Origin of the sequence: Mycobacterium sp. E1715, assembly GCF_001667625.1 — a bacterium.
Classification (GTDB): domain Bacteria; phylum Actinomycetota; class Actinomycetes; order Mycobacteriales; family Mycobacteriaceae; genus Mycobacterium.
Genome location: NZ_LZJJ01000090.1, coordinates 1 through 23,395 on the forward strand (window position 1 = coordinate 1; position 23,395 = coordinate 23,395).

The 23,395-nt window shown below is 71.1% G+C and carries 21 protein-coding genes and 1 pseudogene; 16 read left to right on the plus strand and 6 right to left on the minus strand.

The features are described 5' to 3' along the window. The 6 genes and pseudogenes from A9X03_RS04830 to pyrF all read left to right on the plus strand — a co-directional run. A pseudogene (locus A9X03_RS04830) lies at positions 1-504 on the plus strand (aspartate carbamoyltransferase); the annotation flags it as partial. Then, positions 501-1,793 (plus strand): dihydroorotase, encoded by a 1,293-nt coding sequence (locus A9X03_RS04835; protein WP_067783395.1) that lies wholly within the window; start codon positions 501-503, stop codon positions 1,791-1,793. The pseudogene A9X03_RS04830 and the gene A9X03_RS04835, both read left to right, overlap by 4 nt. Then, positions 1,790-2,299, plus strand: coding sequence for a transporter (locus A9X03_RS04840; protein WP_067753082.1), 510 nt, complete (start codon positions 1,790-1,792; stop codon positions 2,297-2,299). Before A9X03_RS04835 ends, A9X03_RS04840 begins: the two co-directional genes overlap by 4 nt. Then, a complete protein-coding gene (gene carA, locus A9X03_RS04845) occupies positions 2,296-3,426 on the plus strand; it encodes a glutamine-hydrolyzing carbamoyl-phosphate synthase small subunit (protein ID WP_067783398.1) in 1,131 nt (376 codons plus the stop codon). The genes A9X03_RS04840 and carA overlap by 4 nt, the downstream gene beginning before the upstream one ends. 91 nt (positions 3,427-3,517) lie before the next feature. Beyond that, on the plus strand, positions 3,518-6,883 hold the full coding sequence (gene carB / locus A9X03_RS04850) for a carbamoyl-phosphate synthase large subunit (RefSeq protein ID WP_067753085.1): 3,366 nt from the start codon (positions 3,518-3,520) through the stop codon (positions 6,881-6,883). Next, entirely contained in the window at positions 6,880-7,707 is an 828-nt protein-coding gene (pyrF, locus tag A9X03_RS04855; RefSeq protein ID WP_067783401.1) for an orotidine-5'-phosphate decarboxylase, read from the plus strand. Before carB ends, pyrF begins: the two co-directional genes overlap by 4 nt. A gap of 14 nt (positions 7,708-7,721) precedes the next feature. Here pyrF and A9X03_RS04860 read toward each other — a convergent pair whose 3' ends face one another. Next, positions 7,722-8,144 carry a molybdopterin-binding protein gene (locus A9X03_RS04860; protein ID WP_067752906.1) on the minus strand — a complete coding sequence of 141 codons (423 nt, stop codon included), beginning with the start codon at positions 8,142-8,144 and terminating at the stop codon, positions 7,722-7,724. A 464-nt stretch (positions 8,145-8,608) separates the two neighbouring features. On the opposite strand from A9X03_RS04860, the gene mihF reads away from it, so the two are divergent. The 5 genes from mihF (at position 8,609) to metK (ending at position 12,611) form a co-directional block, all read left to right on the plus strand. After that, positions 8,609-8,923: an integration host factor, actinobacterial type gene (mihF, locus tag A9X03_RS04865; protein ID WP_007171927.1), complete on the plus strand. Its 315-nt coding sequence runs from the start codon at positions 8,609-8,611 to the stop codon at positions 8,921-8,923. A 48-nt stretch (positions 8,924-8,971) separates the two neighbouring features. Continuing rightward, the gene (gmk, locus tag A9X03_RS04870) at positions 8,972-9,643 is read left to right on the plus strand and encodes a guanylate kinase (protein ID WP_156670051.1); all 672 of its coding nucleotides are present in this window, start codon (positions 8,972-8,974) and stop codon (positions 9,641-9,643) included. A 65-nt stretch (positions 9,644-9,708) separates the two neighbouring features. Further along, positions 9,709-10,035, plus strand: a complete 327-nt coding sequence (rpoZ, locus tag A9X03_RS04875) for a DNA-directed RNA polymerase subunit omega (RefSeq protein ID WP_067752911.1) — start codon at positions 9,709-9,711, stop codon at positions 10,033-10,035. A gap of 20 nt (positions 10,036-10,055) precedes the next feature. Continuing rightward, entirely contained in the window at positions 10,056-11,303 is a 1,248-nt protein-coding gene (gene coaBC / locus A9X03_RS04880) for a bifunctional phosphopantothenoylcysteine decarboxylase/phosphopantothenate--cysteine ligase CoaBC (protein ID WP_067783404.1), read from the plus strand. A 96-nt stretch (positions 11,304-11,399) separates the two neighbouring features. Next, positions 11,400-12,611, plus strand: coding sequence for a methionine adenosyltransferase (gene metK, locus A9X03_RS04885; protein ID WP_067752917.1), 1,212 nt, complete (start codon positions 11,400-11,402; stop codon positions 12,609-12,611). Here metK and A9X03_RS04890 read toward each other — a convergent pair. From A9X03_RS04890 to A9X03_RS04905, 4 genes are read right to left on the minus strand one after another with little or no spacing between them, the layout of a single operon-like run. Next, the gene (locus tag A9X03_RS04890) at positions 12,604-13,167 is read right to left on the minus strand and encodes a pyridoxamine 5'-phosphate oxidase family protein (protein WP_067752920.1); all 564 of its coding nucleotides are present in this window, start codon (positions 13,165-13,167) and stop codon (positions 12,604-12,606) included. The genes metK and A9X03_RS04890 overlap by 8 nt on opposite strands. A 55-nt stretch (positions 13,168-13,222) precedes the next feature. Beyond that, a complete protein-coding gene (locus A9X03_RS04895) occupies positions 13,223-14,716 on the minus strand; it encodes an NAD(P)/FAD-dependent oxidoreductase (RefSeq protein ID WP_067752923.1) in 1,494 nt (497 codons plus the stop codon). Between the two features lie 9 nt (positions 14,717-14,725). After that, complete coding sequence (locus tag A9X03_RS04900) at positions 14,726-15,691, minus strand: alpha/beta hydrolase (RefSeq protein WP_067752927.1); 966 nt, start codon at positions 15,689-15,691, stop codon at positions 14,726-14,728. Between the two features lie 22 nt (positions 15,692-15,713). Continuing rightward, positions 15,714-16,676 (minus strand): alpha/beta hydrolase, encoded by a 963-nt coding sequence (locus tag A9X03_RS04905; RefSeq protein WP_067752930.1) that lies wholly within the window; start codon positions 16,674-16,676, stop codon positions 15,714-15,716. Here A9X03_RS04905 and A9X03_RS04910 point away from each other — a divergent pair. The 3 genes from A9X03_RS04910 (at position 16,675) to A9X03_RS04920 (ending at position 20,085) form a co-directional block, all read left to right on the plus strand. Continuing rightward, positions 16,675-17,409, plus strand: a complete 735-nt coding sequence (locus A9X03_RS04910) for a lysoplasmalogenase (RefSeq protein WP_068259937.1) — start codon at positions 16,675-16,677, stop codon at positions 17,407-17,409. The genes A9X03_RS04905 and A9X03_RS04910 overlap by 2 nt on opposite strands. Positions 17,410-17,454: 45 nt before the next feature. Next, a complete protein-coding gene (locus tag A9X03_RS04915; RefSeq protein ID WP_231972811.1) occupies positions 17,455-19,467 on the plus strand; it encodes a primosomal protein N' in 2,013 nt (670 codons plus the stop codon). 129 nt (positions 19,468-19,596) lie between these two features. After that, positions 19,597-20,085, plus strand: a complete 489-nt coding sequence (locus A9X03_RS04920; protein WP_067752933.1) for a MarR family winged helix-turn-helix transcriptional regulator — start codon at positions 19,597-19,599, stop codon at positions 20,083-20,085. 3 nt (positions 20,086-20,088) lie between these two features. Here A9X03_RS04920 and A9X03_RS04925 read toward each other — a convergent pair whose 3' ends face one another. Continuing rightward, a complete protein-coding gene (locus tag A9X03_RS04925; protein ID WP_068259906.1) occupies positions 20,089-20,901 on the minus strand; it encodes a class I SAM-dependent methyltransferase in 813 nt (270 codons plus the stop codon). A 170-nt stretch (positions 20,902-21,071) separates the two neighbouring features. On the opposite strand from A9X03_RS04925, the gene fmt reads away from it, so the two are divergent. Continuing rightward, entirely contained in the window at positions 21,072-22,004 is a 933-nt protein-coding gene (gene fmt, locus A9X03_RS04930; protein ID WP_067783058.1) for a methionyl-tRNA formyltransferase, read from the plus strand. Then, positions 22,001-23,389 (plus strand): RsmB/NOP family class I SAM-dependent RNA methyltransferase, encoded by a 1,389-nt coding sequence (locus tag A9X03_RS04935; RefSeq protein WP_068259909.1) that lies wholly within the window; start codon positions 22,001-22,003, stop codon positions 23,387-23,389. Before fmt ends, A9X03_RS04935 begins: the two co-directional genes overlap by 4 nt. The last annotated feature ends 6 nt before the right edge of the window (positions 23,390-23,395 follow it).

Consider the following 23,395-nt stretch of genomic DNA (forward strand, 5'->3'; position numbering starts at 1 on the left):
CAGCGCCTCGGCGGCATCGAGGGCCGGCGCATCGTGATCGTCGGCGACATCCTGCACAGCCGGGTCGCCCGTTCCAACGTCATGCTGCTCAACACCCTGGGCGCCGAGGTGGTCCTGGTGGCGCCGCCGACGCTGTTGCCGGTCGGCGTCGACGGCTGGCCGGTCACCGTCGCGAACGACTTCGACGCCGAGCTGCCCGCCGCCGACGCGGTGCTGATGCTGCGGGTGCAGGCCGAGCGCATGAACGGCGGCTTCTTCCCGTCGGTGCGCGAATACTCCTCGCGCTTCGGGCTTTCCGATCGCCGCCAGGCGATGCTGCCCGGCCACGCCGTGGTGCTGCACCCGGGTCCGATGCTGCGTGGTATGGAGATCGCGTCCTCGGTGGCCGACTCGTCGCAATCGGCCGTACTGCAACAGGTGTCCAACGGTGTGCACGTGCGCATGGCGGTGCTGTTCCATGTGCTGGTCGGCGCCGAGTCGGCCGGAAGTGAGGGTGCGGCGTGAGCGTGCTGATCCGTGGGGTCCGGTTGTACGGCGAGGGCGACCGGGTCGACGTGCTCGTCGATGACGGCCAGATCGCCGAAATCGGCGCGGAGCTCGCGGTCCCCGACACGGCCGACGTCATCGACGCGACCGGGCAGGTGTTGCTGCCCGGGTTCGTCGACCTGCACACCCACCTGCGCGAGCCGGGCCGCGAATACGCCGAGGACATCGAAACCGGCTCGGCCGCAGCGGCTCTGGGCGGATACACGGCGGTGTTCGCGATGGCCAACACCAATCCCGTCGCCGACAGCCCGGTGGTCACCGACCACGTCTGGCACCGCGGCCAGCAGGTCGGACTGGTCGACGTCCACCCCGTCGGCGCCGTCACCGTCGGACTGGCCGGCGCCGAGCTCACCGAGATGGGCATGATGGCGGCCGGGGCCGCGCAGGTGCGGATGTTCTCCGACGACGGCGTCTGCGTGCACGACCCGCTGGTGATGCGCCGCGCCCTCGAGTACGCCACCGGCCTGGGCGTGCTGATCGCCCAGCACGCCGAGGAACCCCGGCTCACCGTCGGCGCCGTCGCCCACGAGGGGCCCGCCGCCGCCCGGCTCGGGCTCTCGGGCTGGCCGCGGGCCGCCGAGGAATCGATCGTCGCCCGCGACGCGCTGCTGGCGCGCGACGCGGGCGCCCGGGTGCACATCTGCCACGCGTCCACCGCCGGCACCGTCGAGTTGTTGAAATGGGCCAAGGATCAAGGCATTTCGATCACCGCCGAGGTCACCCCGCATCACCTGCTGCTCGACGACAGCAGGCTGGCCACCTACGACGGGCGCAACCGCGTCAACCCCCCGCTGCGGGAGGCCGCCGACGCGGTGGCGTTGCGTCAGGCCCTGGCCGACGGCGTCATCGACTGCGTGGCCACCGACCATGCCCCGCACGCCGAACACGAGAAGTGCGTGGAATTCGCCGCGGCCCGCCCGGGCATGCTGGGCCTGCAGACCGCGCTGTCGGTCGTGGTGCACACCATGGTGACGCCCGGGCTGCTGACCTGGCGCGACGTCGCGCGCGTGATGAGCGAAAACCCCGCGCGCATCGTCGGGCTGCCCGATCACGGCCGCCCGCTGGAGGTGGGGGAGCCGGCCAACCTGACGGTGGTGGACCCGGAGGCCACCTGGACCGTCGCCGGGTCCGATCTGGCCAGCCGGTCGGCCAACACGCCGTTCGAGTCGATGGCCCTGCCGGCCACCGTGACGGCGACGCTGCTGCGGGGCAAGGTCACCGCTCGAGACGGGAAGTGCCCGGCATGAATTCAGGCACGCTGGTGGGGTCGCTGATCTTCGCGGCGGTGCTGGTGGTGGTGATCGCGGTGGTGATCCAGCTGATGATGCGCAGCTGGCGGCGTCGCTCGGAGCGGCAGGAGGAGCTGATCGGCGACCTGCCCGACGTGCCCGACCAGGTGGGCGCGGCGCTCATCACCACCCGGGGCCACTATTGCGGTTCCATGATGGCGCCGGGTTGGCACGAGCGGATCGCGGCCGGCGACATGGGTTTCCGCAGCAAGGCGGTACTGACCCGCTATGCCGGCGGGATCATGGTGGAACGCTTGCGCGCCCAACCGATTTGGATACCGAAAGACGCGATCACCGGTATCCGCATGGAGCGCAGCATGGGCGGCAGGGCCACGGCCCGGATCGGGATCCTGGCGATTCGGTGGCGGCTGCCGTCGGGAGCCGAGATCGACACCGGCTTTCGGGCGAATCACCGCGAGGAATACACCGAGTGGCTGGAGTCCCAGCAGGAGGGAGCCGCGTGAACAACAAAGCACTGCTCGTGCTCGAAGACGGCCGCGTGTTCACGGGCACGCCGTTCGGCAAGGTCGGCCAAACGCTCGGCGAGGCGGTCTTTTCCACCGGCATGTCCGGCTACCAGGAGACGCTGACCGATCCCAGCTATCACCGGCAGATCGTGGTGGCCACCGCTCCGCAGATCGGCAACACCGGCTGGAACACCGAGGACGCCGAGAGCCGTGGCGACAAGATCTGGGTCGCCGGCTACGCGGTGCGCGACCCGTCGCCGCGGGCGTCCAACTGGCGCGCCACCGGCACCCTGGAGGACGAGCTGGTGCGCCAGCACATCGTCGGGATCGCCGGCATCGACACCCGCGCGGTGGTGCGCCATCTGCGCACCCGTGGGTCGATGAAGGCGGGGGTGTTCTCCGGTGAGGCGCTTGCCGACCCCGCCGAGCTGGTCGAGCGGGTGCGCGGACAGCAGTCGATGCTCGGCGCCGATCTCGCCGGGGAGGTCAGCACGCCGGAGCGCTACATCGTGGAACCCGAAGGGCCACCGGGATCTTCGAGGTTCACGGTGGTCGCGCTCGATCTGGGGATCAAGACCAACACGCCGCGCAACTTCGCCCGCCGCGGGGTACGCAGCCACGTGTTGCCGTCGTCGACCACGTTCTCCCAGATCGCCGACATCTCACCCGACGGGGTGTTCTTGTCCAACGGCCCGGGCGATCCCGCCACCGCCGACCACGTCGTCGCGCTCACCCGCGAGGTGCTGGGCGCCGGAATCCCGTTGTTCGGCATCTGTTTCGGCAACCAGATCCTGGGCCGCGCGCTGGGGCTGTCCACCTACAAGATGGTGTTCGGCCACCGCGGCATCAACATCCCGGTGATGGACCACGCGACCGGGCGGGTGGCGGTGACCGCGCAGAACCACGGCTTCGCGCTGGAAGGCGAGGCCGGCCAGTCCTTCGACACCCCGTTCGGCCCCGCGGTCGTCAGCCACACCTGCGCCAACGACGGGGTCGTCGAGGGCGTCAAACTCGCCGACGGGCGGGCGTTCTCGGTGCAGTACCACCCGGAGGCCGCCGCCGGACCCCACGACGCGGAATACCTGTTCGACCAATTCATCGACCTGATGGCAGAGGGGCGCTGATGTACCTCGCCGCGAGCGTGCGCAGTTGTACGCGGTGCACGGCGTGTCGCCGTGGCAACACGCACCCTCGCGCAATGGAAGGGAGCAACTGATGCCGCGGCGCAGTGACCTCAACCACGTGCTGGTGATCGGCTCGGGGCCGATCGTCATCGGCCAGGCGGCCGAATTCGACTACTCCGGCACCCAGGCCTGCCGGGTGCTGCGGGCGGAGGGGCTGCAGGTCAGCCTGATCAACTCCAACCCGGCCACCATCATGACCGACCCGGAGTACGCCGACCACACCTACGTCGAGCCGATCACCCCGGCCTTCGTGGAGCGGGTGATCGCCCAGCAGGCCGAGCGCGGCAACAAGATCGACGCGCTGCTGGCCACGCTGGGCGGGCAGACCGCGCTCAACACCGCCGTCGCGCTGTTCGAGAACGGCGCGCTGGAGCGCCACGGCGTCGAGCTGATCGGGGCGGACATCGACGCCATCCAGCGCGGCGAGGACCGGCAGATGTTCAAGGACATCGTCGCCAAGGTCGGTGGTGAATCCGCCCGCAGCCGAGTGTGTTTCACCATGGAAGAGGTCCGCGAGACGGTCGAGGAGCTCGGGCTGCCGGTCGTGGTGCGGCCCAGCTTCACGATGGGCGGGCTGGGGTCGGGCATGGCGCGGTCCGTCGAGGAGGTCGACCGGATGGCCGGCGCCGGCCTGGCCGAAAGCCCCAGCGCCAACGTGCTGATCGAGGAATCGATCTACGGCTGGAAGGAATTCGAGCTCGAGCTGATGCGCGACGGCAACGACAACGTGGTCGTGGTCTGCTCGATCGAGAACTTCGACCCGATGGGCGTGCACACCGGAGACTCGGTCACCGTCGCGCCGGCGATGACGCTGACCGACCGGGAATACCAGCGGATGCGCGACCTGGGCATCGCGATCCTGCGCGAGGTCGGGGTGGACACCGGCGGCTGCAACATCCAGTTCGCGATCAACCCGGTCGACGGGCGGCTGATCGTCATCGAGATGAACCCACGGGTGTCGCGGTCCAGCGCGCTGGCCTCCAAGGCCACCGGTTTCCCGATCGCCAAGATCGCCGCGAAGCTGGCCATCGGGTACACCCTCGACGAGATCGTCAACGACATCACCAAGGAAACGCCGGCCTGCTTCGAACCGACGCTCGACTACGTCGTCGTCAAGGCGCCGCGGTTCGCGTTCGAGAAGTTCCCCGGCGCGGACCCCACCCTGACCACCACGATGAAGTCGGTCGGCGAGGCGATGTCGTTGGGCCGCAACTTCATCGAGGCGCTCGGCAAGGTGATGCGGTCGCTGGAGACCACCCGCGCGGGTTTCTGGACCAAGCCCGACCCGGACGGGGATGTCGCCGAGGTGCTGGACCGGCTGCGCACCCCGACCGAGGGCCGGCTCTACGACATCGAGCTGGCGCTGCGGCTGGGCGCGTCGATCGAGCAGGTCGCCGAGGCCAGCGGCGTCGACCCGTGGTTCGTGGCCCAGATCGGCGAGCTGGGCAAGCTGCGCGCCGAGCTGGTGGACGCCCCGGTGCTCGACACCGACCTGCTGCGGCGGGCCAAGCACAGCGGGCTGTCGGACCGCCAGATCGCCTCGCTGCGGCCGGAACTGGCGGGGGAGAACGGAGTGCGTTCGCTGCGCGAGCGGCTCGGCATCCACCCGGTGTACAAGACCGTCGACACCTGCGCGGCCGAGTTCGAGGCCAAGACGCCGTATCACTACAGCAGCTACGAACTCGACCCGGCCGCCGAGACGGAAGTCGCGCCGCAGGCCGAGCGGCCCAAGGTGCTGATCCTCGGGTCGGGACCCAACCGCATCGGCCAGGGCATCGAATTCGACTACAGCTGCGTGCACGCCGCAACCACGTTGAGCCAGGCCGGCTTCGAGACCGTGATGGTCAACTGCAATCCCGAGACGGTGTCGACCGACTACGACACCGCCGACCGGCTGTACTTCGAGCCGCTGACGTTCGAGGACGTCCTCGAGGTGTACCGCGCCGAGCAGCAATCGGCCGGCGCGGGCCCCGGCGTGGTCGGCGTCATCGTGCAACTGGGCGGCCAGACCCCGCTCGGGCTGGCGCAGCGCCTGGCCGACGCCGGGGTCCCCATCGTGGGCACCCCGCCGGAGGCGATCGACCTGGCCGAGGACCGCGGCGCGTTCGGCGACGTGCTGGCCGGCGCCGGCCTGCCCGCACCGAAATACGGCATGGCAACGACTTTCGCGCAGGCCCGCCGGATCGCCGAGGGCATCGGTTATCCCGTGCTGGTGCGGCCGTCATACGTGCTGGGCGGCCGCGGGATGGAGATCGTCTACGACGAGGAGACGCTGGAGGGCTACATCACCCGCGCCACCGAGCTCTCGCCCGAGCACCCGGTGCTGGTCGACCGGTTCCTCGAGGACGCGGTGGAGATCGACGTCGACGCGCTGTGCGACGGCGCGGAGGTCTACATCGGCGGCATCATGGAGCACATCGAGGAGGCCGGCATCCACTCCGGCGACTCGGCGTGCGCGCTGCCCCCGGTCACGCTGGGCCGCAGCGACATCGAGAAGGTGCGCCGAGCGACCGAGGCCATCGCCCACGGCATCGGGGTGATCGGGCTGCTCAACGTGCAGTACGCCCTCAAGGACGACGTGCTCTACGTCCTGGAGGCCAACCCGAGGGCGAGCCGCACCGTTCCGTTCGTGTCGAAGGCCACTGCCGTGCCGCTCGCCAAGGCGTGCGCCCGGATCATGTTGGGCGCCACCATTGCCCAGCTGCGTGACGAAGGCATGCTGGCGGCGTCCGGGGACGGTGCCCACGCGGCCTTCGACGCCCCGATCGCCGTCAAGGAGGCGGTCCTGCCGTTCCACAGGTTCCGCCGGATCGACGGGGCGGCCATCGATTCGCTGCTGGGCCCGGAGATGAAGTCCACCGGCGAGGTGATGGGGATCGACCGCGACTTCGGCACCGCCTTCGCCAAGAGTCAGACGGCCGCCTACGGCTCGCTGCCGGCCGAGGGCACCGTGTTCGTCTCGGTTGCCAACCGGGACAAGCGCTCCCTGGTGTTCCCGGTCAAGCGGCTGGCCGACCTGGGCTTCCGCGTCCTGGCCACCGAGGGCACCGCGGAGATGTTGCGGCGCAACGGCATTCCGTGTGACGAGGTCCGCAAGCACTTCGAGCCCCCCCAGGCGGGCCGCCCGGCCGCGTCGGCCGTCGACGCGATCAAGGCCGGCGAGGTCGACATGGTGATCAACACGCCGTACGGCAACTCCGGGCCACGCATCGATGGCTACGAGATCCGTTCGGCCGCGGTGTCGGTCAACATCCCCTGCGTCACCACGGTGCAGGGCGCCTCCGCCGCCATCCAGGGCATCGAGGCGGGCATCCGCGGCGACATCGGCGTGCGGTCCCTGCAAGAACTGCACAGCGTGATCGGCCTGGGCGCCGCGCCCGGCGAAGGCGCCCGGTGACCGGGTTCGGCGTCCGCCTGGCCGAGGCGAAAGCGCAACGCGGCCCGCTGTGCGTGGGCATCGACCCGCATCCCGAGCTGCTCCGCGCCTGGGATTTGCCGACCACCGCCGACGGACTGGCCGCCTTCTGTGACATCTGCATCGAGGCGTTCGCCGGCTTCGCCGTGGTCAAGCCCCAGGTGGCGTTCTTCGAGGCCTACGGCGCCGCCGGGTTCGCGGTGCTCGAACGCACCGTCGAGGCCCTGCGTTCGGTCGGGGTGCTGGTGCTGGCCGACGCCAAGCGCGGGGACATCGGCACCACGATGGCGGCCTACGCCGCCGCCTGGGCCGGCGACTCGCCACTGGCGGCCGACGCCGTCACGGCCTCGCCGTACCTGGGATTCGGGTCGTTGCGGCCGCTGCTGGAAGCCGCCGCCGCTCACGACCGGGGCGTGTTCGTGCTGGCGGCGACCTCCAACCCGGAGGGCGCCACCGTGCAGCGCGCCGCGTTCGACGGCCGCACGGTGGCCCAGCTGGTGGTCGACCAGGCGGCGGTGGTGAACAAGTCGGCGACGCCGTCGGGGCCCGGGTACGTCGGCGTGGTGGTGGGCGCGACGGTGCTCGAGGCGCCCGATCTCAGCGCGCTGGGCGGGCCGGTGCTGGTGCCCGGGCTCGGTGTGCAGGGCGGACGGCCCGACGCGCTCGCCGGGCTGGGCGGGGCGGCCCCCGGCCAGCTGCTGCCCGCGGTGGCCCGCGAGGTGCTGCGGGCCGGGCCGGGCGTGGACGAACTGCGGGCGGCGGGCGAGCGGATGCTGGACGCCGTCGCCTATCTGGGCGCGCCGTAGGGCCGCCCCGGCGCTCAGTCGGACGCTAGGGCCGTACTTGGCCGCGCGGTCTCCACGATCACCGTGGTCGCCTTGACGACCGCCACGGCGACGCTGCCGGGCCGCAACTGCAGTTCCTCGGCGGCCTCGGTGCTCATCAGCGACACGACGGTGAACGGGCCGCACTGCATCTCGACCTGGGACATCACCTTGTCGCTGGTGACCCTGGTGACCAGCCCGACGAAGCGGTTGCGGGCCGAGCTGCCGATGCTGAGCGGGTCGGGCGGCGGGGCGGGGGCGTTGTTCCGGGAAAACCGGGCCAGATCTTCGCTGGCGATGACCTTGCGGCCCGCCGCGTCGTGGCTGACCGTCAGCGATCCCTGGTTGATCCAGCGCCGGACGGTGTCGTCGCTGACTCCGAGCAGTTCAGCGGCCTGACGGATCCGCAGGTTCGACACCGCTAGATGGTAACTCGCGGGGTATTAGCTGGCGGCCTTACCAGCGAAGGGCGTCGTCGCGCCACGCGGGGGCCGCGCGGGTGCGACACGCGCGACACGCAACGAAAAATGCGTGATCCCCGGCACGAGGCGTTTCGCCGCGCCGCGGCCGCCCTTGGCCGCCGCCCCGGCGGCCGGCCGGACGCCGGGCCCACTCGGTAAAACCGCAGCTCAGAGCCCATATTTCGGATCAGGGCCGGGCGCTCGCAAAGCGCGGGCGGGGCCCGGCCGGGCGGTCATCGCAGGCGTCCGCCGGACGGCATTTTCCGGCCACAGGCGGGGCTCATGCTGGGAGTTTGTCCCCTGAACCAGGGGGCCGGGTTAGATTTCGTCAGGAGGCCTGAGTACGGTCGTCTCCGCTGGCAGAAGAACCGGCGAGACAAAAAGAGATCGATTGAAATTGATTGATCAGATACGGAGGAATCGTGGCCCTTCCCCAGTTGACCGACGAGCAGCGCGCGGCCGCGTTGGAGAAGGCTGCTGCCGCACGTCGAGCACGAGCAGAGCTCAAGGACCGGCTGAAGCGCGGCGGCACCAACCTCACCCAGGTGCTCAAGGACGCCGAGACCGACGAAGTCCTTGGCAAGATGAAGGTTTCTGCGCTTCTCGAGGCGTTGCCCAAGGTGGGCAAGGTCAAGGCGCAGGAAATCATGACTGAGCTGGAGATCGCCCCCACCCGCCGCCTGCGCGGCCTCGGCGACCGCCAGCGCAAGGCCCTGCTGGAAAAGTTCGGCTCCTAGCCCGGCCCCGGCCAACCCGCGCTATGGGCCACCAGCCCAGGAGCGCCAGTGAGCGCTAGCGGGGGACCGGACGTCGAGCACGGCACGCGTCCCGCACCACCAGGTAAGGGGCGTGTGGTCGTGCTGTCCGGTCCCTCCGCGGTCGGCAAGTCGACAGTCGTCCGCTGCCTGCGCGAGCGAATTCCGGAGCTGCATTTTTCCGTCTCGGCCACGACGCGGGCGCCGCGGCCGGGCGAGGTCGACGGCGTCGATTACCACTTCGTCAGCCCGGACCGCTTTCAGCAGCTCATCGACGACGGCGCGCTGCTGGAATGGGCCGAGATCCACGGCGGACTGCACCGGTCGGGCACCCTGGCCGAGCCGGTGCGGACCGCCACTGCGGCCGGGATCCCGGTACTCATCGAGGTCGACCTGGCCGGCGCCAGGGCCGTCAAGAGGGCGATGCCCGAGGCCATCACGGTGTTCCTGGCGCCGCCCAGTTGGGAGGACCTGGAGGCCAGACTCGTCGGCCGCGGCACCGAAACGCCGGAGGCCATGCAGCGCCGCCTGGAGACCGCCCGCGTCGAGATGGCGGCCCAGGACGACTTCGACGAGGTCGTGGTCAACAGTCAATTGGAGTCCGCGTGCGCCGAATTGGTATCCTTGCTGCTAGGAACTGCGCCGAGTCCGCATGACCCGCCTGGCCAGACCAGGAGCCAGACCAGATCCAATCGAGATTGAGCATTCGAATCATCAGCGGTAGCCAATCCGTTTCGGGGCTCTGACCGCCAAGGAGTTTGACCTAAGTGAGCATTCCGCAGTCCGACGCGGCGCTGGCCGCCGTCCCCGACCGGTTCGACCCATCGGCCGGGGGGCAGGGCGCCTACGACACCCCGCTGGGCATCACCAACCCGCCCATCGACGAGCTGCTCGACCGCGTGTCGAGCAAGTACGCCCTGGTGATCTACGCCGCCAAGCGGGCCCGTCAGATCAACGACTACTACAACCAGCTCGGCGAGGGCATCCTCGAATACGTTGGGCCGCTGGTCGAGCCGGGGCTTCAGGAGAAGCCGCTGTCGATCGCGCTGCGCGAGATCCACGCCGACCTGCTCGAGCACACCGAGGGCGAGTAACAGGGCAGGGCCGGCCAACTGTGGACCGCAAACGGATTGTCGTCGGCGTCTCCGGTGGCATCGCCGCCTACAAGGCGTGCACGGTAGTTCGTCAGCTCTCCGAGGCCGGCCATCTGGTCCGGGTCGTGCCCACCGAGTCCGCGCTGCGGTTCGTCGGGGCCGCCACGTTCGAGGCGCTGTCCGGCCAGCCGGTGCACACCGGCATCTTCGAGAACGTCCCGGAGGTGCCGCACGTCCAGCTCGGCCAGCAGGCCGATCTGGTGGTGGTAGCGCCGGCCACCGCGGACCTGCTCGCCCGCGCGGTGCACGGCCGCGCCGACGACCTGCTGACCGCCACCCTGCTCACCGCGCGATGCCCGGTGTTGTTCGCGCCGGCCATGCACACCGAGATGTGGTTGCACCCGGCCACCGTCGACAACGTGGCCACCCTGCGCCGCCGCGGGGCGGTGGTGCTGGAGCCGGCGTTCGGGCGGCTCACCGGGTCCGACAGCGGCTCCGGCCGGCTGCCCGAGGCCGAGGAGATCACCACGCTCGCCCAACTGCTGCTGGAACGCCACGACGCGCTCCCGTACGACCTCGCCGGCTGCAAGCTCCTGGTCACCGCTGGCGGCACCCGCGAACCGATCGACCCCGTGCGCTTCATCGGCAACCGCAGCTCCGGTAAGCAGGGCTACGCGGTGGCGCGCGTCGCCGCCCAGCGCGGCGCCGAGGTCACGCTGATCGCCGGGCACACCGCGGGCCTGATCGACCCGGCCGGCGTCGAGGTGGTCCACGTCAGCTCGGCCGAGCAACTCGGCGACGCGGTGGCCAAGCACGCGCCCGCGGCCGACGTGCTGGTGATGGCCGCGGCCGTCGCCGACTTCCGCCCCGCGCAGGTTTCCGCCGCGAAGATCAAAAAGGGCTCGAACGACCGGGAACAGCCACCGACGATCGAGCTGGTCCGCAACGACGACGTGCTGGCCGGTGCGGTGCGGGCGCGCGCCGGCGGCGAGCTGCCCAACATGCGGGCCATTGTCGGGTTCGCCGCCGAAACGGGCGACGCCAACGGCGATGTGCTGTTTCACGCCAGGGCCAAGCTGCGCCGCAAGGGTTGCGACCTGTTGGTGGTCAACGCGGTGGGCGACGGCAGGGCGTTCGAGGTGGACAGCAACGACGGCTGGCTGCTGGCCTCCGACGGCACCGAGTCGGCGCTGCAACACGGCTCCAAGACGCTGATGGCCAGTCGTATCGTGGATGCGATCGCCACGTTCCTGCACGGCGGCGGGTAATACGGTTCGATTTTGCTGTGGCGCGGGGCCAGGCGCCGGCCGGCCCGATGCCAGCCGATATAATTCGGTTAACTAACTATTCGGAAGGATTCGATTGTGAGCGAAAAGGGTCGCCTGTTTACCAGTGAGTCGGTGACTGAGGGACATCCCGACAAGATCTGTGACGCGATCAGCGACTCGGTCCTCGACGCCCTGCTGGCGCAGGACCCCCGCTCACGCGTCGCGGTGGAGACGCTGGTCACCACCGGTCAGGTGCACGTCGTCGGCGAGGTGACGACGACGGCGAAGGAGGCGTTCGCCGACATCACCAACACGGTCCGCGCGCGCATTTTGGACATCGGCTACGACTCGTCGGACAAGGGCTTCGACGGGGCGTCGTGCGGGGTGAACATCGGCATCGGCGCCCAGTCGCCCGACATCGCCCAGGGCGTCGACACCGCCCACGAGGCGCGCGTCGAGGGCGCCGCGGACCCGCTGGACTCCCAGGGCGCCGGCGACCAGGGCCTGATGTTCGGCTACGCGATCGCCGACACCCCCGAGCTGATGCCCCTGCCCATCGCGCTGGCCCACCGGCTGTCACGGAAGCTGACCGAGGTGCGCAAGAACGGCACGCTGGGATACCTGCGCCCGGACGGCAAGACCCAGGTCACCATCGCCTACGAGGACGACGTCCCCGTACGCCTCGACACCGTGGTCGTCTCGACGCAGCACGCCGACGGCATCGACCTGGAGAAGACGCTCGACCCCGACATCCGGGAGCACGTGCTCAAGAGCGTGCTGAGCGAGCTGGCGCACGACACCCTGGATTCGTCGTCGACCCGGGTGCTGGTCAACCCGACCGGCAAGTTCGTCCTCGGCGGGCCGATGGGCGACGCCGGCCTCACCGGCCGCAAGATCATCGTCGACACCTACGGCGGCTGGGCCCGCCACGGCGGCGGCGCCTTCTCCGGTAAGGATCCGTCCAAGGTGGACCGGTCGGCGGCGTACGCGATGCGCTGGGTGGCGAAGAACATCGTCGCCGCCGGGCTCGCGGAGCGCGTCGAGGTGCAGGTGGCCTACGCCATCGGCAAGGCGGCCCCGGTCGGCCTGTTCATCGAGACGTTCGGCACCGCGACGGTAGACCCGGTCAAGATCGAGAAGATCGTGCCCGAGGTGTTCGACCTGCGGCCCGGCGCGATCATCCGTGACCTGGACCTGCTGCGCCCGATCTACGCGCAGACCGCCGCCTACGGCCACTTCGGCCGCACCGACGTCGAACTGCCGTGGGAGCAGCTCGACAAGGTCGACGACCTCAAGCGCGCTATCTAGGCAGCGGGTGGTCGGCGTCCAGCGCCGGCAATCCATCGATGCTTCGCCGGTTGCGCCCCACCAGGCGAACGTAGGCCTCGCCGGGCGCCTTGCTGTGGTAGTCGTCGAGCACCGGGCGTTCGTCGACGAGCTCGTAGTACGGCACCGCGAACCCGCACGCGTCGGCGATTCGCTCGAGATCGACGACGATGACGGCGCGCACGCCCGCGTGCGGGTTCCCGAACTTGCCGACGAATTCGCCGAACTCGGCGTCGTCGGGGCGGACCACCCGTCCGGTGCCGAACAGCCGCAGGATGCGCGAGTTGCGGGTGAACGAGCAGAACATGATGGTGATCCGGCCGTTGTCACGCAAGTGCGCAATCGTTTCCACCCCGCTGCCGAACAGGTCCAGATAGGCCACGGTGTGATCGTCGATGACCGCGAAGGTGTCCCGATACCCTTTGGGGGAGAGGTTGATTCGGCCTCCCTCGGACGGCGCGGTGGCGACGAAGAACATGGCCTGATCGTTGATGAACTCGGTGAGCGACTCGTCGAGACGCGGAAACTCCTTGGCCACGCGTGCAGCCTAGCGCCGGGTGGTGACAACCAGCACCGGGTTTTAGGTGCGTTCGCTAGGCGGAACTGCCGGTGAATCGGTAGTCGTCGAGGTCGAAGCGCCGGCTGCGCCAGTAGGCCTCGACGGTGGTGGTGGGCCGCAGCGGGACGTCGCCGTTCTTGTCGAAGTAGTAGCTGTTCGCCAGTCGGCAGCTGTCCTGCCAGAAGATCTGCCGGTGCCGTCGGCGCAGCATCTCGGCGAAGTACCGGTCGTTGGCCTCGCCGGTGACCTCCACGCGCGTCGCGCCGTCGCGCTGCGCCCGTTTCAGGCACCGCACGATGTGGTGGGTCTGCGTCTCGATCAGCGCGAAATACGACGAGCCCACGTAGCCGTACGGGCCGAAAACCGTGAACAGGTTGGGGAAATCGGGCACGCTCACGCCCTCGTAGGCCTGCAGCCGGTGCTCGTCCCAGAACCGGCTCAACGACTTGCCGCCGCTGCCGGTCACCGCGAACGTCGGGACGTCGTCGGGATCCATCACCTTGAAACCGGTGGCCAGGATCAGCACGTCTATCTCATGGGCTTCGCCGTCGGTGCTGGCCACCGCCGTGGGCGTGATCTTGTCGATCGGCTCGGTGACCAGTCGCACGTTGTCGCGGTTGAACGTGGCCAGGTACTCGTTGTGGAAGCCGGGGCGCTTGCAGCCGACCGCGTAGCGCGGGGTGAGTTGGTCGCGCACCGTGGGGTCGTGCACCTGTTTGCGTAGGTAGGCCAGCCCCGCCGACTCCATCCTCTTGGCCAGCGGCACCACCGTGAAGTAGTGCGCGGAGATCGGGAAGGTGACTTCGACGAAGGCCTGGCTGAGCAGCCGCTGCACGATCTTGCCGCCCGGGATCCGCATCGCCCAGCGGGCCGGGGCCGGCAGCGCGACGTCCAGCTTGGGGAAGCACCAGATCGGGGTGCGCTGGAAAACGGTGAGCTGCTTGACAATCGGCGCGATTTCGGGAATGACCTGGACGGCCGAGGCGCCGGTGCCGATGATCGCGACGCGCTTGCCGCTCAGATCCTGGTCGTGATCCCAGCGCGCGGTGTGCATCGTGACACCGCCGAAGCTGTCGACGCCGTCGATGTCGGGCAGGTTGGGCACGGTGAGCACGCCGCACGCGCTGATCAGGAAGCGGGCGGTGACGGTTCCGCCGGGGTCGGTCTGCACCCGCCACAGGGACCGCTCGTCGTCGAACTCGGCGGATTGCACCTTGGTGTTCAACCGGATTCGCGATCGGATGCCGTACTTGTCGACGCAGTGTTCGGCGTAGGCCTTGAGTTCGCGGCCCCGCGCGTAGGTCCGCGACCAGTCCGGGCTCTGCTCGAAGGAGAACTGGTAGGAGAACGACGGGATGTCCACGGCGATACCGGGATACGTGTTCCAGTGCCACGTCCCGCCGACCCCGTCGCCCGCCTCGACGACGAGGTAGTCGGACAGCCCGGCGTTGTCGAGCTTGATGGCGGCGCCGATCCCGGAGAAGCCGGCGCCGACGATCAGCGTGTGGTAGTCGGGAGTGCTGCTCATCGTGACCGCCTAGGGGTGTAGCGCCTTCTTCAGCGCGGCCAGCCCGCGGTCGGTGGCAGCGGAGGCCGCGGGGATCACCAGGGCGAAGCTCGCGTAGCCGTGCACCAGGTTGGGCTCGTTGCTCAATTCCGCGGGCACGCCGGCGGCGTCGAGCAGCTCGGCGTAGCGGGCCCCGTCGTCGCGCAGCGGATCGTGTTCGGCGGTCGCGATGTAGGCGGGCGGCAACCCGGACAGGTCCGTCGCGTTCGCCGGGGCCAGGGTGGTGGGCAGCACCGTCGGGTCGCTGATGTCGATGTCGGGCAGATACCACGCCAGGAAGGCGTCGATCACGTCGCGGTCCAGGATGGGCGCGTTGGCGTTGTCGGTGTAGGACGGCAGCGACAGGTCGGCGGTGACGACCGGGTACCAGAGCAGCTGGAAGCTCAGCTCCGGCCCGGCGTTCGCGGTGGCCAGGTGCGCCATCACGGCGGCCAGGTTGCCGCCGGCCGAGTCGCCGGCGACGGCGATCCGGCCGGGGTCACCGCCCAGTTCCGCGGCGTTCTCGGCGACCCACTGCAGCGCCGCCCAGGAGTCGTGCACGCCGGCCGGGAACGGGTGCTCGGGGGCGAGCCGGTAGTCCACGGACACCACGATGGCCTCGGCGCCGACGGCGTGCGCGCGGGCCAGGGGGTCGTGGGTGTCGAGGTCACCGAGGCAGAAGCCGCCGCCGTGGTAGAAGACGACGACGGGCAGCGGCTCTTCGGGTTCCAGGGGCGGCCAGTAGATCCGCACTCCGACGTCGCTGACGTCGCCATGTCCGATCGTGCGCTCCTCGACGCGCAGGTCGGGCAGCATCTCGGGTGGCACCTTGAGCATTCGCAGCCGCGAGCGCGCGGTCTCCACGCCGTCGGCTGCGGTGAAGGTCATCGGGAAGGCGTCGAGCAACGCCTTGAACGTCGGGTCGATCCCCGGTCGGGCGAAGGTGGGCTCCGTCATGGATTCACCGTACGCTCCGGCTTCAGCGGCGTAGCCCCGTTCGCAGGGCCGTCAGCCCGCGTTCCATCGCGGCGGTGGCCGCGGGCACCACGCCGCCGTAGCCGAGGTAACCGTGCACCAGCGTCTCGGCGTTGTGCACCTCGACGGTCACGCCGGCGGCGGCAAGGCGTTCGCCGTACCGGATGCCGTCGTCGCGCAGCGGGTCGTGACCCGCGACGGCGATGTAGGCGGGCGGCAGGTTGGACACGTCGCCGGCCCGCCCGGGCGCCATGCCCGGCGGCGGGGCGGACAGGTCGACTTCGCCCGCGTACCAACGCGAGAACTCGGCGACGGCCTTGACGTCGAGGATCGGCGCGCCGGCGTTCTCGGTGAAGGACGGCAGCGACGCGTCCCACATCGTCGACGGGTACCACAGCAGCTGAAACGCGATGGCCGGTGCGCCGTGGTCCCGCGCCCGATGGGCCATCACCGCGCTGATCGTGCCACCGGCCGAATCCCCGGCCACGCCCATCCGGTTCGGGTCACCGCCCAGCCCGGCGGCGTTCTCGGCGACCCAAAGCGTTGCGGCCCAGGCGTCTTCGATCGCGGCGGGGTAGGGGTGCTCCGGCGCCAGCCGGTAGTCGACGGAGACCACGATGGCGTCGGCGCCGACCGCGTGCTGGCGGGCCGTGCCGTCGTAGCTGTCGAGGTCGCCCACCACGAATCCGCCGCCGTGGAAATACAGCACGACGGGCGGGGTGGCGCTCTCGGATTCGATTGGCGGCCAATAGATCCGGACGCCGACCGACCCTCCTGGACCGGGGATGGCGCGGTCCTCGACGCGCAGCTCGGGGTGCAGCGGCCGGCGGGGCAGGTCGCGGAACCGTTGCCGCGCCGCGTCGACGCCGTCCTCGGTGGATAGCCGGAACGGAACCGCATCCAGTACCTTCTGCAGGATGGGGTCGATAGCGGGCTTTTCGTCGGCTGTGTTGTCCAAGCTGGGCATGGACGTACCGTACGCACCTCGGCTGGTGTTCGGCGGCTGGGTGCTGGCCGGCTGGGCGGCCCTCGGTTACGGCGTGTACCTGACGGTGTTGGCGCTGGGTTCGGAGCCGGGGGCCGAGCTGACCGGGCACTGGGTGGCGCAGCCGCTGTTCAAGGCCTCGATGGCGCTGTTGCTGACCGCCGCCGCGGCGGGCCACGCCGTCGTGCGTGAGCGGCGGTGGCTGATGCCGGCGCTGCTGCTGTCGGCCGTCGGTGACTGGTCGCTGGCGATCCCGTGGTGGGCCCAGTCGTTCGTCGTGGGCCTTGGCGCATTCCTGTTGGCGCACTTGTGTTTCCTGGGCGCGCTGCTGCCCCTGGCCGCCAGGCGCCCGTCGCGGTTGCGCATCGCCGCCGTGGTCGCGATGTGTGTGGCCACCGTCGCGCTGCTGGCCTGGTTCTGGCCGCACCTGGGCAAGCTGACGCTCCCGGTGGCGGCGTACATTCTGGTGCTGACCGCGATGGTGTGCGCCGCTCTGGTGGCGAAGCTGCCGACGATCTGGACGGCGGTGGGGGCGGTGTGTTTCGCGGCGTCGGATTCGCTGATCGCCATCGGCCGCTTCATCCTCGGCAACGAGGCGCTGGCAGTGCCGATCTGGTGGTCGTACGCCGCGGCGCTGATCCTGATGACCGCGGGGTTCTTCTTCGGTCGTGAGGCGCCGGCCGACGCCGGCACCCCGGAACCGGCCGAAAGCTGACCCGGACGGTACGGGGTTGAGCACCAGCCGGGCCATGAGAGCGCCTTGAGCGGCAGCGCGCGCACACCCGTTCAGGTCGAGCCCATTGCCCGGGTGCTGCCGATGCTCTCGGTGCCGCACCTGGACCGCGAGTTCGATTACCTGGTGTCGGCCGAGCAGTCCGACGACGCCCAGCCGGGGGTGCGGGTGCGGGTGCGGTTTCACGGCCGGCTGGTCGACGCGTTCGTGCTGGAGCGCCGCAACGACACCGACCATCAGGGCAAGCTCGGTTACCTGGACCGCGTCGTCTCGGCCGAACCGGTGCTGACAGCCGAGATCCGCCGGCTGGTCGACGCGGTGGCGGCGCGCTACGCCGGCACCCGGCCGGACGTCCTGCGCCTGGCGGTGCCGCCCCGGCACGCGCGGGTGGAGCGGGAACCGACGGCGGCGGTGCGGCCGCCGCCACCCGCGCCGGTCGACCCGTCGGCGTGGGCGGTCTACGGGCGGGGCGCCCAGTTCCTGGACGCCCTGGCCGAGTCCCGCGCTGCGCGGGCCGTCTGGCAGGCCCTGCCGGGGGAGTCGTGGGCGGACCGGTTCGCCGAGGCCGCCGCGCAGACGGTCCGCGCCGGTCGGGCGGTGCTGGCGATCGTGCCCGACCAGCGCGACCTGGACTCGCTGGTGCGGGCCGCGGCCGCGCGGATCGACGAGAGCGGCGTGGTGGCGCTGTCGGCCGGGCTGGGGCCGGCGGCCCGCTACCGGCGATGGCTGGCAGCGTTGCGCGGTCAGGCCAGGCTGGTGATCGGCACCCGCAGCGCGGCTTTCGCGCCGCTGAGCGATCTGGGTCTGGTGATGGTGTGGGCGGACGCCGACGACAGCCTGGCCGAGCCCCGGGCGCCGTACCCGCACGCCCGCGAGGTGGCGATGCTGCGCGCCCACCAGGCGCGGTGCGCGGCGCTGATCGGGGGCTACGCGCGCACCGCCGAGGCGCAGGCGTTGGTGCGCAGCGGGTGGGCGCACGACATCGTCGCGGCCCGGGCGGTGGTGCGCGCCCGCACGCCGCGGGTGGTCGCCCTCGACGACACCGGCTACGCCGACGAACGCGACCCGGCCGCGCGGACCGCGCGCATCCCGTCGATCGCGCTGCGCGCCGCCCGCTCGTCGCTGGAGGCCGGGGCGCCGGTGCTGGTGCAGGTGCCGCGGCGCGGATACGTCCCGTCGCTGGCCTGCGCGCGCTGCCGCACCATCGCCCGGTGCCGGCACTGCACGGGTCCGCTCTCCCTGGCCGAGTCGTTGCGGGAGGGCGGCCCGGCGCTGGTCTGCCGTTGGTGCGGGCGGACTGAGCCGACGCGGCGCTGCGCGCGCTGCGGGTCGGACGCGGTGCGCGCCGTGGTCGTCGGGGCGCGCCGCACCGCCGAGGAACTCGGGCGCGCGTTTCCCGGCACCGCGGTGGTCACCTCGTCGGGCGAGGGCGTCGTCCCGCAGGTGGCCGCGGGCCCGGCGCTGGTGGTGGCCACGCCGGGGGCGGAGCCCGCCGCGGCGGGCGGTTACGGGGCGGCGCTGCTGCTGGACACCTGGGCGCTGCTGGGTCGCCAGGACCTGCGCGCCGCGGAGGAAGCGCTGTGGCGCTGGATGTCCGCCGCGGCGCTGGTGCGTGCCCGCGGCGACGGCGGGGTGGTGCTGGCGGTGGCCGAATCGTCGATTCCCACGGTGCAATCGCTGATCCGCTGGGATCCGGTGGGTCATGCCGAGGCCGACCTGGCGGCCCGGACGGAGGTGGGCCTGCCACCGAGCGTGCACATGGCGGCCCTGGACGGCGCCGCCGACGCGGTGGCGGCGCTGCTCGAGGAGGCCGGGTTACCGGAGGGCGCCGACGTGTTGGGGCCGGTGGATTTGCCGGCGGGTGTCCGCCGGCCGGCGGGGACCCCGGCCGGCGTGCCGGTGACCAGGATGCTGGTGCGCGCCCGCCGGGAGCAGGGGCTGGCGCTGGCCGCGGCGCTGCGCCGCGGCGTGAGCGTGTTGTCCGCGCGCCAGACCCACGAGCCGGTCCGGGTGCAGATCGATCCGCTGCACATCGGATGACCTCGCCAAATCCTGCCCGAGGCGATAGTATGCGTCGGAAATAATGCCTGACTACGACATTGGAAGGTTGTTACACTTCCTGGTCTTCTGCCGCCGATAGGCCGGAGACGATCCCGAAGAAGGGGCGAGATGGCAGCGGAGAACGTGACCACGGCGGACGATTCGCTGGACGTAATCACCGACGCTTTGCTGACGGCTTCCCGCTTGCTGGTCGCCATTTCGGCGCGGTCCATCGGGCAGGTGGACGAGACCATCACGATTCCGCAGTTCCGGACGCTGGTGATCCTGTCCAATCGGGGCCCGGTGAACCTCGCCACGCTGGCCGGCCTGCTCGGGGTGCAGCCGTCGGCCACCGGGCGGATGGTCGACCGGCTGGTCGCGGCCGGGCTGATCGACCGCCTCCCGCACCCGACCTCCCGGCGCGAGCTGCTGGCCGCGCTGACGAAGCGGGGGCGCGAGGTCGTTCGCCAGGTCACCTCCTACCGGCGCGCCGAGATCGCGGCCATCGTGGAAAAGATGCCGCCGGCGGAGCGCCACGGGCTGGTGCGGGCCCTGACCGCCTTCACCGCCGCCGGCGGCGAGCCGGACGTTCACCTCGACGCCGAGATCGACCTTTAGCCGTCACCGCTTCTCGGCGGTGACCAGCAGGTACTCCCAGTCCATGCTGCCGTAGGCGAGATATTGCTCCGCAAGCTCGACGAGTTGCGCGTCCAGCTCGGCGGCCAGCACGCGGTTGTGGCCGATGTTCGTGTAGGCCTCGATCGTCGGGCCGTAGTGGTTCTTGAAGTAGGCGTGCACCGCCTCGGCGCTGTCGAACCGGTTCACTTTGAGCAGTCCGCGCACCGCGGTCACCCGCCCGACACGGTGGCCCAGCAGTCCGGTGACGTAGCCCTCGCGCCCCCACAGCGCGGCGGGCGGCACGGCCTGCGACAGGCTGGGGCGGTACGGCCGGATGGTGGCGAGCATCCGGCCGAAGAATCCCTCCGGCGTCCAACTGATCACGCCGATCGTCCCGCCCGGCCGGCAGACCCGGACCAGCTCGTCGGCGGCCCGCTGCTGATCGGGGGCGAACTGGACGCCGATCGCGGACATCACGACGTCGAACTCGCCGTCGCCGAAGGGCAGCGCGTGCGCGTTGGCTTCCCGGTAGTCGAGCGTCAGGCCCTGCGCCGCGGCGCGGGCCCGCGACCGCTGCAGCAGCTCGGGGGTGAGGTCGCTGGACACCACCGTGGCACCCGTGGCGGCCGCGGGCAGCGAGATGTTTCCGGAGCCGGCGGCGACGTCGAGCACGCGGACGCCGGGGCCGATGCCGGTGGCCCTGACCAGGACCGGGCCCAACGGCGCCATCACTTCCTCGGCCATCAGGGCGTAGTCTCCCAGCGCCCATACGGTGCGATGCACGGCGCTGTCGCTGATCGTCGTGTCGAGGGTCATCAGACCTCCTTCGTGGTAAGGAAAAGGGCTGCCCACTCGACCCCGTTGTCACCAGCACGGCAGTGCGGTCACATCGGCAGATGGTAACCGCTAGAAACAGTATGCATGAGAAATAATCGACTCGCGCAAGTTTTTGGTGGGTGGCGGGCGCCGCTTTCTAGACTGTGCCGGTGCGTCTCGTCTTCGCCGGCACCCCCGAACCCGCGCTGCCCGCGCTGCGCCGCCTCATCGACTCGCCCCGTCACGAGGTGATCGCCGTGCTGACCCGGCCCGACGCGGCCGTCGGCCGACACGGTCGGCCGCAGCCGTCGCCGGTGGCCCGCGAAGCGCTCGACCGGGGCATCCCGTTGCTGCGGCCGGCGCGGCCGAACTCGGACGAATTCGTCGCCGAACTGCGAGAGCTGGCGCCCGACTGCTGCGCCGTCGTGGCCTACGGCGCCTTGCTGCGCGACGGCCTGCTCGGCGTGCCCCCGCACGGATGGATCAACCTGCACTTCTCGCTGCTACCAGCCTGGCGCGGGGCGGCGCCGGTGCAGGCGGCGATCGCGGCCGGGGACACCGTCACCGGCGCGACGACCTTTCAGATCGAGCCCAGCCTGGACTCCGGGCCCGTCTACGGCGTCGTCACCGAGACGATCCGGCCGACCGACACCGCCGGGGAACTGCTTGGGCGACTGGCCGTTTCGGGCGCGGCGCTGCTGTCGACCACCATGGACGGCATCGAAGACCGGACGTTGACGCCGCGACCGCAACCCGCCGACGGGGTCAGCATCGCGCCGAAGATCACCGTCGAGCAGGCCCGCGTGCGCTGGGACCTGCCGGCGCCGGTCGTGGAGCGCCGGATCCGCTCGGTCACACCCAATCCGGGCGCCTGGACGCTGATCGGCGACCTGCGCATCAAGCTCGGCCCGGTGAGTATCGACGCCGATGCCCCAGAACCGTTGGCGCCCGGCGCTATTCACGTCGACCGCAAGAACGTGTGGATCGGCACCGGCTCGCAGGCGGTGCGGCTGGGCCAGATTCAACCACCCGGCAAGAAGCTCATGAGCGCGGTCGACTGGGCCCGGGGAGCGCGTCTCGACTCCGCGGCGCGGGCGACATGAGCCCGCCGCGGCCCACCGACCGCGGGCGCGGCAGGCGGCGGCGGCCGTTCGACCCGGCACGCGCCGCCGCGTTCGACGTGCTGCGGGCGGTCAGCGAGCGCGACGCCTACGCGAACCTGGCCCTGCCCGCCCTGCTGCGCGAACGCGGAATCGGCGGCCGCGACGCCGCGTTCGCCACCGAACTGACCTACGGCACCTGCCGCACCCGGGGCCTGCTCGACGCGGTCATCGGGGCCGCCGCCAACCGGTCGCCGGACACCATCGACCCGGTGCTGCTCGATCTGCTGCGGTTGGGCACCTACCAGTTGCTGCGCACCAGGGTCGACACCTACGCCGCGGTCTCGACGACGGTGGAACAGGCGGGGATCGAATTCGATTCGGCGCGAGCGGGTTTCGTCAACGGCGTACTGCGCGCCGTCGCCGCCCGGGACGAGAAGTCCTGGGTCGAGGAGCTGGCGCCCGATTCGGCGCGCGATCCGGTCGGTCATGCCGCCTTCGTGCACGCGCACCCGCGCTGGATCGCGCAGGCCTTCGCCGATGCGCTGGGGCCGGCCGCGGCCGAGCTCGACGCGGTGCTGGCCAGCGACGACGACCGCCCGCAGGTGCACCTGGCGGCCCGCCCCGGTGTGCTGAGCGCCGCCGAGCTGGCCGACGCCGTCGGCGGCACGGTCGGCCGGTATTCGCCCTACGCGGTGTACCTGCCGGGCGGCGACCCGGGTCGGCTGGCCCAGGTACGCGATGGCGCCGCGCTGGTCCAGGACGAGGGCAGCCAGCTGGTCGCGCGGGCGCTGACCTTGGCGCCGGTCGAGGGCGATGCGGGGCGGTGGCTGGACCTGTGTGCCGGACCGGGCGGCAAGACCGCGCTGCTGGCCGCGCTGGGCTCGGAGTCCGGGGCCCGCGTCACGGCCGTGGAGCCCGCGCCCCGCCGCGCCGACCTGGTTGTGCAGAACACCCGCGGCCTCCCGGTCGACGTGCTGCGGGTGGACGGGCGGCAAAGCGGACTCGAGCCGAAGTTCGACCGGGTTCTCGTCGACGCGCCGTGCACCGGGCTGGGCGCGCTGCGGCGCCGGCCCGAGGCCCGGTGGCGACGCCAGCCGGGCGACGTGCCCGCGCTCACCAAATTGCAGCGCGAGCTGCTGGGCGCCGCGATCGAGCTGACCCGGCCGGGCGGTGTGGTGCTCTACGCGACCTGCTCGCCGCATCTCGCCGAGACCGTCGGCGTGGTGGCCGACGCGCTGCGCCGGCATCCGGTGTCCGCGTTGGACACTCGGCCGCTCTTCGAGCCGGTCACCGGGCTGGGGGATGGGCCGCACGTCCAGCTCTGGCCGCATCGACACGGCACCGATGCGATGTTCGCGGCCGCGCTGCGCCGAGAAGCGGGGTAGGGCCGC